The 10575-nt window shown below is 73.8% G+C and carries 8 protein-coding genes and 1 tRNA gene; 1 reads left to right on the top strand and 8 read right to left on the bottom strand.

Going from position 1 to position 10575, the window contains the following annotated elements; all coding sequences use genetic code 11:
- Positions 1-443: 443 nt before the first annotated feature.
- Positions 444-611, top strand: coding sequence for a hypothetical protein (locus F2B26_RS11590; protein WP_159809515.1), 168 nt, complete (start codon positions 444-446; stop codon positions 609-611).
- A 15-nt stretch (positions 612-626) separates the two neighbouring features.
- Here F2B26_RS11590 and F2B26_RS11585 read toward each other — a convergent pair whose 3' ends face one another.
- The 8 genes from F2B26_RS11585 to F2B26_RS11550 all read right to left on the bottom strand — a co-directional run bounded on the left by F2B26_RS11585 (position 627) and on the right by F2B26_RS11550 (position 10434).
- Positions 627-2441, bottom strand: coding sequence for a glycoside hydrolase family 15 protein (locus F2B26_RS11585; RefSeq protein WP_159809513.1), 1815 nt, complete (start codon positions 2439-2441; stop codon positions 627-629).
- A 66-nt stretch (positions 2442-2507) separates the two neighbouring features.
- Positions 2508-2583 (bottom strand) — tRNA-Thr (locus F2B26_RS11580).
- Positions 2584-2646: 63 nt separating this feature from the next.
- Positions 2647-4176 (bottom strand): alpha/beta hydrolase, encoded by a 1530-nt coding sequence (locus tag F2B26_RS11575; protein ID WP_235929629.1) that lies wholly within the window; start codon positions 4174-4176, stop codon positions 2647-2649.
- Between the two features lie 85 nt (positions 4177-4261).
- Positions 4262-5398 (bottom strand): DNA polymerase III subunit delta', encoded by a 1137-nt coding sequence (locus tag F2B26_RS11570; RefSeq protein WP_159809511.1) that lies wholly within the window; start codon positions 5396-5398, stop codon positions 4262-4264.
- A gap of 52 nt (positions 5399-5450) precedes the next feature.
- The gene (tmk, locus tag F2B26_RS11565; RefSeq protein WP_159809519.1) at positions 5451-6071 is read right to left on the bottom strand and encodes a dTMP kinase; all 621 of its coding nucleotides are present in this window, start codon (positions 6069-6071) and stop codon (positions 5451-5453) included.
- Positions 6068-7078 (bottom strand): Gfo/Idh/MocA family protein, encoded by a 1011-nt coding sequence (locus F2B26_RS11560; protein WP_159809509.1) that lies wholly within the window; start codon positions 7076-7078, stop codon positions 6068-6070. The genes tmk and F2B26_RS11560 overlap by 4 nt, the downstream gene beginning before the upstream one ends.
- A 126-nt stretch (positions 7079-7204) precedes the next feature.
- Entirely contained in the window at positions 7205-9910 is a 2706-nt protein-coding gene (topA, locus tag F2B26_RS11555; protein WP_159809517.1) for a type I DNA topoisomerase, read from the bottom strand.
- 68 nt (positions 9911-9978) lie between these two features.
- Positions 9979-10434, bottom strand: a complete 456-nt coding sequence (locus F2B26_RS11550) for a hypothetical protein (protein WP_159809507.1) — start codon at positions 10432-10434, stop codon at positions 9979-9981.
- Between the last annotated feature and the right edge of the window lie 141 nt (positions 10435-10575).

The raw sequence follows: 10575 nt of genomic DNA, 5'->3' as shown, positions 1-10575 counted from the left end.
CCCGGCCGGGGCTGCTCATGCTGCGCACCCGGCAGGCGGTCGAGACCGGTGGGGCGACGCTCGTGCTGCACGCACCGGCCGAGCCGACGGCCTAGCGCCCGCGGCGCGGCGGGCGCGGGCCGGCCGCACCCCACCGGTGGCGTCCGGCGGATCCGCACGATCCGCCGGACGCCACCGCTCCGCAGGACGCCGTCGGGGACGGCGGGGTCGCGGCCCACCGGGGACTCGTCTGATCGGGGGTCCCGCTCACGGGTGAACTCCGCCGATCGCACACGGGACCAACGCCCCACGCGACCCGCCCGAGGTCAGCCGCGTCCACGCAGGTCAGAGCACCTTCGCCGAACCACCCGGGCGTCCCCGGAGCGCGAAGGGAGAACCCGTGAGCGCGGGACCGTCGTCCCGCCGCCGGGCAGACCGCGACCACCAACGAGGTCAACCGCGCGGTGGCCGAGGCCGCCACCGGCTCCGGGGAGATCGCCCAGAACATCGTCGCGGTGGCCGGAGCCGCCGACGAGACCACCCGCGGCGCGGCCAAGGCCCGCGAGGCGACCAACGAGCTGGCGCGCAAGACGGCCGACCTCAGCGCGCTGCTGGGGAAGTTCGCCCGCTAGGACCCGACCACCCCGTCAGATCTGGCCGGCGGGGTGGTGCACGATGCGCTCGTCGCTGCGGTGCGCCCGTCCGGCGTGCAGCTGCAGACCGCTGGTCACCAGCGCGAAGTGGCTGAACGCCTGCGGGGTGTTGCCCAGCTGGCGGCGCGCCACCGGGTCCCACTCCTCGCTGAGCAGCCCGACGTCGTTGCGCAGCGCGAGCAGCCGGCCGAACAGCTCGCTCGCCTCGCGGCGCCGGCCGGCCAGGTGCAGCGCGTCGACCAGCCAGAACGAGCAGGCGAGGAACATGCCCTCCCCCGGCGGGAGCCCGTCGTCGGCCTCCTCGGTCTGGTAGCGCAGCACGAACCCGTCCTGGGTGAGCTCACGCTGGACGGCGTCGATGGTGCCCAGCACCCGGGGGTCGGTCGCGGGCAGGAACCCGACGCGCGGGATCATGAGCAGGCTCGCGTCCAGACCGGTCGACCCGTACGACTGCGTGAACGTGCCGCGCGCCGCGTCGAAGCCGTGCGCCAGCACATCGGCGTGGATCGCGTCCCGGACCGTCGCCCACCGGTCCACCGGCCCGCCGAGCCCCGGACGGCTCCGCACCGCGCGCACCATCCGGTCCGCGCCGACCCAGGCCATCACCTTCGAGTGCGTGAAGTGCCGACGCGGCCCGCGCATCTCCCACAGCCCGTTGTCCGGCTGGTCCCAGGCGCCCTCGAGATGGTCCATGAGGGCGGTCTGCACGTCCCACGCGTCGTCGTGCGGGCCGATGCCGCAGTCGCGGGCCAGCGCCAGCCCGTCGAGGGTCTCCCCCCAGACGTCGAGCTGGAGCTGAGAGGACGCGGCGTTGCCGGTGCGCACCGGGCGGGAGCCCTCGTACCCGGCGAGCCAGCCCAGCTCGGACTCGGGCAGCCGGCGGGTGCCGTCGAGGCCGTACATGATCTGCAGCTCCGCCGGGTCGCCGGCCACCGCGCGCAGCAGCCACTCCCGCCAGGCCTTCGCCTCGTCGAGGTAGCCCGCGGAGATCATCGCCTGCAACGTGTAGGTCGAGTCGCGCAGCCAGCAGAACCGGTAGTCCCAGTTGCGGGGGCCGCCGGGCCACTCCGGCAACGACGTCGTCGGGGCCGCGACGATCCCGCCGGTCGGTTCGTAGGTGAGCGCCTTGAGGGTGAGCAGCGACCGTGTGATCGCCTCCCGGTGCGGCCCGACGACGGGGGTCCCCCGCCCGACCCAGTCGGTCCAGAACGCGGTGGTCTCGCGCAGCGCCTGCTCGGCGTCGACGGCCGGCGGCACCCGCTCGTGGCTCGGGTGCCAGGTGAGCACGAACGGCACGCGGTCCCCCGCCCGCACGGTGAGCTCGGAGACCGTCGCCCAGTCCTGCCCTCGGGTCGGCGCCGGGGTGCGCAGCCGGACGGCGTCGGGCCCCGCCACGGCGTCCATCTGCCCCGGCCGGTGCCGCACCCACGGCACCACCTGGCCGTAGTCGAAGCGCAGCCGCAACGTCGAGCGCACCTCGACGGCGCCGCTCAGGCCCTCCACGATGCGCACCAGGTCACGCGAGCGACCCCGCGGCGGCATGAGGTCGGTGACCCGGACCGCACCGTCCGGGGTGTGCCAGTCGGTCTGCAGCACGAGCGTGCCGGGCACGTACCGGCGGGCGCTGCACGTGCCGCCCGCCACCGGCGCGAGCTGCCACTGCCCCGCCTCGGGGGTGTCCAGAAGCGCCGCGAAGCACGCCGGTGAGTCGAAGCGCGGCAGGCACAACCAGTCGACCGACCCGGCCGTGGACACCAGCGCCGCCGTGCGCAGGTCACCGAGCAGCGCGTAGTCCTCGATGCGGGGCATCGTCCGATGGTGCCATCGAAGCCTGGGACCGGCCGGGAGGCCTCGCACGACGACGAGGGGGACTGCTGGAGCCGCCTAAGAGAATCGAACTCTTGACCTTCTCATTACGAGTGAGACGCTCTACCGACTGAGCTAAGGCGGCGTTCGTCGCCAGGGCGACGAGGCGCGCCCACTGTACCCGCAGGGCAGGGCGCGGTCCAAAGCCTCAGCAGGTGGTCCCCTCGGCCGGCACCGTCCCGTCGACCAGGAAGGCGTCGACGGCCTTGACGATGCACTCGTTGCCCGAGCTGTAGGCGGTGTGCCCCTCGCCCCGACGGGTCAGCAGCACGCCGGAGTCCAGCGTCGACGCCAGCTGCTGCGCCCACGAGTACGGGGTCGCCGGGTCGTTGGTGGTGCCGACCACGAGGATCGGCGGTGCACCCGCCGCGGCGTACGACGGCAGCGGCGGGACGGCCGGCGTCGGCCAGTTCTGGCACAGCAGCGCCCCGTAGGAGAAGAACTTCCAGACGGTGGGCGCGACCGCGCGCACCTGCTGCGCCTGGGCCTCCATGGCGGCCGGGTCGGGGTCGTCGCGGCTGTCGGCGCACCCGATGGACCAGAACGCCACCATCGCGTTCGTCGAGTACGTGCCGTCCGAGCTGCGGTCGGAGTAGATGTCGGACAGCTGCAGCAGCCCCGAGCCGTCGTTCTTGCGCAGCGCGAGGGTGAGCGCATCGGTGAGCGCCGGCCAGTAGCTCTGCGCGTACAGCGGCAGCGCGACCCCGGTGAACGCGAGCGACCCGGTGAGGGACCGGTCGGTGCCGGTCTCCATCGGGTGGGTGCGCGCCTTGTCCAGCAGCGAGCCGATCTGCGCCATCCCGTCGTCGACCGTGCCCTCCAGCGGGCAGCCCGACGAGGACTGGCAGTCCTTCACATAGGCCCGCAGCGCGTTCTCGAAGCCCTGCGCCTGCCCGGCCGCCAGCTGCGTCGGGGTGAGGGTCGGGTCGAGCGCGCCGTCGAGCACGAGCCGCCCGGCCTTCGTCGGGAACAGCGCGGCGTACGTGGCGCCCAGCTCGGTGCCGTAGGAGAAGCCCAGGTAGGTGAGGGTCTGGTCGCCGAGCGCCGCCCGCAGCACGTCCATGTCCTTGGCCGCGCTGATGGTGTCGACGTGCCCCAGCAGGGGACCCGTCCGCTTGAGGCAGCCCTGGCCGAGCTGGGTGTACAGCGCCTGGGCGGCGGTGCGCCCGGCCGAGGTCGCCCCGTCGACGTCGAACGCGAGGATCTCGTCCAGCTTGGCGTCCGAGACGCAGCTCACGGCCGCGGACTTGCCCACCCCGCGCGGGTCGAACCCGACGATGTCCAGCGTGCGCCGCACATCGGAGCCCACCTGCGACTCGATCGAGCTGATGAGGGAGATCCCGGACGCCCCGGGCCCGCCCGGGTTGATGACCATCGACGCCTGCGGGTCCTTCGCCCGGGAGCGGGCCACCGCGATCGTGATCGTCTGCCCGGTCGGGTCCGCGTAGTCCAGCGGCACCGTGAGGTCGGCGCACTGCAGCCCGCTGTCGCAGGACTTCCAGTCCAGGGTCTGGTCGTAGAACCTCTGCAGGTCCGCCGACGGCGCGGTCTGGGCCGTGGCCGTCGGGACGGCGGACTGGTTCTTGGCGGTCGTGCACCCGGCGGCGAGCAGGGTGATCGCAAGGACGGCGGCCAGACGGACAGGGGCGCGACGCAGAGAGGTCGTGACGATGGGCACAGCACACCGTACGACGCGTCGCCCCTGCTCTGCCGACGAAAACCGGGGAACGGGCCCCGCCGGACTCGGACTCACGGCCACACCCTCAGCCCTGCGGTCGCAGCGCGACCATCATCGCCTCGGCCGCGAGCAGCGGCGCCACGTTGCCGGCCAGCCGGGTGCGCGCCTGACCCACGGCGTCCATCCGGCGCAGGGTCTGCTCGGCCGTGCTGTCGCTCGCCAGCTCGCGCACCAGGTCCTCGTGCTCGATGTTCACCAGGTCGACCCCCGCGCCCAGCTGCAGCACGAGCACGTCCCGGTAGAGCGTGAGCAGGTCCACCATCGACCGGTCGAGCACGTCGCGCTGGGCGCGCGTCGCCCGGCGCTTCTGCTCCTTCTCCAGATCGGTCACCTGCGAGCGCAGCGCCGGTGGCAGACGTTGTGCGCCGTCGGCCCCCAGTGCCCGCAGCAGCTGCGCCCGTTCGGCGGCGTCGCGCTCGGTGGTGGTCGCACCGGCCTCGGCCTGCGCCGTCTCGACCAGCTCCCCCGCCGCGAGCACGGCGTCACCGACCCCGCGGATCCGCCCCGCCAGGCGCAGCACCGCCGACCTGCGCTCACGCACCTGCGGGTCGCGGGCCAGCCGGCGGGCGATCCCGACGTGCGACCCGGCCGCCCGGGCCGCCGCGAGCGCCGCGGCCGGGTCGGCACCGTCACGTGAGACCAGCAGCGCGGCGACGGCCTCCACCGGCGGCACCCGCAGCGCCACCGGCCGGCAGCGTGACCGGATGGTCACGAGCACATCGGCCGGGCTCGGTGCGCACAGCACCCACACCGTGCGCGACGCGGGCTCCTCGAGGGCCTTGAGCAGCACGTTGCCCGACGCCTCGTTGAGCCGGTCGGCGTCCTCGACCACGATCACCCGCCACCGCCCGCCCGACGGCGGACGCTGGGCCAGCTGCACGAGCGGGCGCGTGTCGTCGACCCGCAGGAACAACCCCTCGGTGGCGACCACCGTGACGTTCTCATGGGTGCCGCCCAGCACCGTGCGGCACTCGTGGCACGCGCCGCAGCCCCCGTCCGGGCACTGCAGGGCGGCCGCGAACGCCCGCGCCGCCGTCGAGCGGCCCGACCCGGGCGGTCCGGTGAGCAGCCAGGCGTGCGTCATGGCCCGCACATCGGCGACGGCGCCGGTGAGCACCGCGACGGCAGGTTCCTGCCCCACGACCTCGTCCCAGACGCTCATGCCCACCTCGTCCCGTCCCGGCCGGAACGTACCAGCCCCCACCGACGGGACCTCACCGGGCCAGCAGCTGCCCGACCCGCTGCGCGATCTGCGCCGCCAGGTCCGCGACCGGCCGCGTCGCGTCCAGCACCAGGAAGCGCCCCGGGTCGGCGGCCGCCCGGTCGAGGAAGGCCTGGCGGGTGGTCGCATGGAACTCGTCGCCGCCGCGTTCCAACCGGTCGGGCTCCCGGGTGATCCGGGCCAGACCCGCCGTCGGGTCCAGGTCGAGCAGCACCGTGAGATCGGGCAGCAGCCCGCCGGTCGCCCACAGCGACAGCTGCTCGATGGTCTGCGCGCCCAGCCCGCGTCCGACGCCCTGGTAGGCCACCGAGGAGTCGAGGTAGCGGTCGGTGATGACCACCTCGCCGCGGGCCAGGGCCGGCCGCACGACGCTGGCCACGTGGTGCGCCCGGTCCGTGGCGTACAGCAGCGCCTCGGTGCGCGGGTCCACGTCCTCCCCGTGCAGCACCGCGGCACGCAACGTGCGGCCCAGCTCGGTGTCACCCGGTTCGAACGTGAGCAGCACCGTGCGGCCCTGCCCGGTCAGCCAGTCCGCCAGGGCGCGCACCTGGGTGGACTTGCCGGCGCCGTCGCCGCCCTCGAACGAGACGAAGAGTCCTGCGGCCACGCTCAGAGCTGCTCGCCGGGGTAGGCCACCTGGATCTGGCGGCGCACCTCGTCCAGCGTGGCCATCACGTCCAGCGTGGACTGCCAGGTCATCCGCTCGCTCTGCGTCTTGCCGGCGGCGATGCAGCGGGACACCTCGGCCGCCTCGTACTGCAGGCCCTTGGGCACCGGCTGGTCGAAGGTCCAGACCCGCCCGTCACGCCGGGTCACCCGGAAGGACGTCGGCCCGTAGAAGTCCCCCGCGACCCGCACATGGCCCTCGGTGCCCGAGATCGAGGACGTGGTCGGGGTCTTGGCCCACAGCGTGGTGAACATCGTCGCGAGCTGGCGCGGGCCGTACTCGGCGATCACCGACACCTGCCCGTCGACGTTCGTCTCGGTGAGCTGGCCGCGGGCGTGCACCGCGGACGGCACCCCGAGGAAGTCGTGCGCCCACGAGATCGGGTAGACGCCCAGGTCGAGCAGCGCGCCACCGGCCAGCTCGGGGGCGTACAGCCGGTGCTTGGGGTCGTAGGCGAAGAACTGGCCGTGGTCGGCCCGCAGGTTGACGATCTCGCCGATCTCACCGTTGTCGATCACCTGGTGCAGCGCGGCGACGTGCGGCAGGAACCGCGTCCACATCGCCTCCATGACGAAGACGCCCGCGGCAGCCGCCGCGTCGAAGACCTCCTGGGCCTCCGCCCGGTTGCGCGTGAACGCCTTCTCGACGAGCACGTGCTTGCCGGCCTTGATGGCCTGCAGGGCGTGGTTGTGGTGCTCGGAGTGCGGGCTCGCGACGTAGACCACGTCGACCCGGGGGTCCTCGACGAGGTCGCGGTACGACGTGTGCGCCGTCGGGACGTGGTTGGCGGTGGCGAACCGCTCGGCGCGGTCCCGGTTGCGCGAACCGATCGCGACCACCTGCGCACGGGTGTGCTGCGCCACGTTCTGGGCGAACTGGGCGGCGATCCCGCCGGCTCCGATGATGCCCCAGCGGATCGGAGGGGCGGTGCGCGGGTCCTCGGTACGTGCCATGCCGCCCAACCTAGTGGCGGCGGCAGGCCGTGTCGCGGGCCTCGACCAGGACCGGCCGGCCGCGCAGGGCGCGCGTCGACCCGGTCCGTGCGCCGGGCTGCGCACGGACCCGCGTCGGGCAACGGGTCAGGCCTTCGCGGCGGCCTTCTTGCGCGGGGCCGGTGCGCGGCGCGCCGGGGTCTTCTTCTTCGCCGGGCCGGCCGCACGCTTCTCGGCGAGCAGCTCGATGGCCTGCTCCGGCGTGATCGACTCGGGCGTCGTGTCCCGCGGCAGGGTGCGGTTCGTCACGCCGTCGGTCACGTACGGCCCGAACCGGCCGTCCTTGACCACGATCGGCTTGCCGGACGTCGGGTCCTCGCCGAGCTCGCGCAGCGGCGGGGCGGCGGTCTGGCCGCGCCCGCGCTTGGGCTGGGCGTAGATCGCCAACGCCTCCTCCAGCGTGACCGTGAACAGCTGCTCTTCGGAGGCCAGCGTCCGCGAGTCCGTGCCGCGCTTGAGGTAGGGCCCGTAGCGCCCGTTCTGCGCCGTGATCGGGACACCCTCGGCGTCGGTGCCGACGACGCGGGGCAGCGACAGCAGCCGCAGCGCGTCGTCCAGCGTCACGGTCGACAGCGACATGTCCTTGAACAGCGAGGCCGTGCGCGGCTTGGGCGCGGCGGCGAGGGCCTTCTTGCGGGCCGCGGCGCTCAGCGACGGGTCGAGCTCCGGCTCGGGCAGCAGCTCGGTGACGTACGGCCCGTACCGGCCGGTCCGCGCCACGATCTGGGTGCCGGTCGCCGGGTCGGTGCCGAGCACCTGGTCACCCTCGGGCTGGGTGGCCAGCAGCTCACGGGCCTTGTCGACGGTGAGCTCGTCCGGCGCCATGTCCTCGGGCACCGAGGCGCGCTGCGGCTCCTCGGACCCCGGCAGCGGCGGCGCCTCCAGGTACGGGCCGTAACGCCCCACCCGCAACGTGATGCCGTCGCCGATGGCGATCGAGTTCACCTCGCGCGCGTCGATCTCGCCCAGGTTGGCCACAAGGCCGTGCAGCCCCCCGGCTGCCCCGACTGCCGAGCCCTGCTCCGCGCCGAAGTAGAACTGCCCCAACCAGTCCGCCCGGCCGCGCTCGCCGGCCGCGATCTGGTCGAGGTCCAGCTCCATCTCGGCGGTGAAGTCGTAGTCGACGAGCTGGGAGAAGTTCTCCTCCAGCAGCCGGGTCACGGCGAACGCCAGCCACGACGGCACGAGCGCCTGGCCGCGGCTGGTCACGTAGCCGCGGTCCTGGATGGTCGAGATGGTCGCGGCGTACGTCGACGGGCGGCCGATGCCGCGCTCCTCGAGCGCCTTGACCAGGGAGGCCTCGGTGAACCGGGGCGGCGGGGACGTGCGGTGCGCCTCCGCGGTCAGCCCGGACGCCGTGAGCGGGTCGCCCGCGGCCATCGCCGGCAGCCGGGAGTCGTCGGTGGCGTCCTCGTACCGCGAGACGTCCCGACCCTCCTCGTAGGCGGCCAGGAACCCGCGGAACGTGATGACGGTGCCCGAGGCGGAGAACACCGCCTCCTGCCCGGTGCCGGCCACCGTCGCGGCCAGCTTCACCGAGGCGGTCTGGCCGCGCGCATCGGCCATCTGCGAGGCCACCGTGCGCTTCCACACGAGCTCGTAGAGCCGGAACTGGTCACCGGTGAGCTCGCGGGCCACCTGGGCCGGGGTGCGGAAGTGGTCACCGGCGGGCCGGATGGCCTCGTGCGCCTCCTGGGCGCCCTTGGACTTCGAGGCGTACAACCGCGGGGCGTCCGGCACGTACTCGGGGCCGTACAGCTCGGCCGCCTGGCGGCGCGCAGCGTCGAGAGCCTGCGTCGACAGCACCGGGGAGTCGGTACGCATGTAGGTGATGTAGCCGTTCTCGTACAACGATTGCGCCGTGCGCATGGTCTGCCGGGCGCTCATCCGCAGCTTGCGGCCGGCCTCCTGCTGCAGCGTCGACGTGGTGAACGGCGCGGCCGGGCGGCGGGTGTACGGCTTGGTGTCGAGCGACTGGACGACGAACGAGGCGTCGGCCAGGCCGTCGACGACACCCTGGGCGGCGTCGGCGGACAGATGCACCACGCCACGGCCGGTGAGCACACCGTGGTCGTCGAAGTCCCGGCCGGTCGCGACCCGCTGACCAGCCAGCGCCGTCAGCCGCGCCGGGAACGCCGGCTCGTCGGGCTCGGCCACCGCGAACGTGCCGACCACATCGGCGTAGTCGGCGGCGACGAACGCCATCCGCTCGCGCTCCCGCTCGACGACGAGCCGGGTCGCCACGGACTGCACCCGTCCGGCCGACAGCCCCTGGCGGATCTTGCGCCACAGGACCGGCGAGACCTCGTAGCCGTAGAGGCGGTCGAGGATGCGACGGGTCTCCTGCGCGTCGACCAGACGCTCGTCGATCTGGCGGGTCTGGGTGAGCGCCCGGGTGATGGCCTCGCGGGTGATCTCGTGGAACACCATCCGCTTGACCGGGACCTTGGGCTTGAGCTCCTGCTCCAGGTGCCAGGCGATGGCCTCGCCCTCGCGGTCCTCATCGGTGGCCAGGTAGAGCTCGTCGGCACCCTTGAGGAGCTTCTTCAGCTCCGCGACCTTCTTCTTCTTGTCCGCGTCGACGACGTAGTACGGCGCGAACCCGTTCTCCACGTCGACCGCGAACTTGCCGAAGGGGCCCTTCTTCAGCTCGGCGGGCAGCTCCGAGGGCTGCGGCAGGTCACGGATGTGCCCGACGCTGGCCTCGACGTCGTAGTCGTCACCCAGGTATCCGGCGATCGTCCGCGCCTTGGCCGGCGACTCCACGATCACCAGCTTGCGTCCTGCTGCCATCTGCTCCATGCCTCCACCGGCCGAGGAAGTCCCCGGGGAGCGCACTCTACGCACCTGTCCGGCACTCGTCAGTGTCGGTGCCGTGCAGGTCGTGTGCCGGGAGCAGCCTCGACGGGGGTCGCCGCGCGCTCCGCAGCCCCCCGCACCCAGCCGACGAGCGCGGCCATGGCAGCAGCCGAGGCCGCGACGGCGAGCACCGCACCGACGAGCGCGTCATGGCCCGCCGAGAGCCCCTCGGCCGCACCGGCCCTGGCGAGAGGCGCCAGGACGACGGCCGCCAAGACCCCGCACACGAGCGCCGCCACACCCAGCACCGCCGTCGGCAGACCCCACCACCGCGCAGGTCGGGGCGCCGGGCGCGGACGCTCCACGAGCGCGGCGACCGCGCAGCCGGCCGCCGCCACCGCGAGCACCAGGGCGAGCCCACCGACGGCGTCGGACGGGCGGTGCGCACCCGACAGCACGGTCGAGACGCCCACCGCGGCCGACCACAGCGCCGCGAGCAGCCCGGCCGACGGCCGCACCCGCGGCGGTACGACGAGCAGGTGCTCGAACCGGTGTCCGTCGGGTACGTGGCGCTCGTCCTGCTGGCGACGGTGGCGATCGCCGTGGCGCGGCGCCGGTGGTGGATGGCTGCGCAGGTCGCCGTCCTCATGGTGGGCGCG

It is taken from the genome of Cellulomonas citrea (assembly GCF_009829685.1).
Taxonomy (GTDB): Bacteria; Actinomycetota; Actinomycetes; order Actinomycetales; family Cellulomonadaceae; genus Cellulomonas; species Cellulomonas citrea.
Note: the sequence above shows the minus strand (reverse complement) of the source record. Positions and strands in the feature narration are given on the sequence as shown.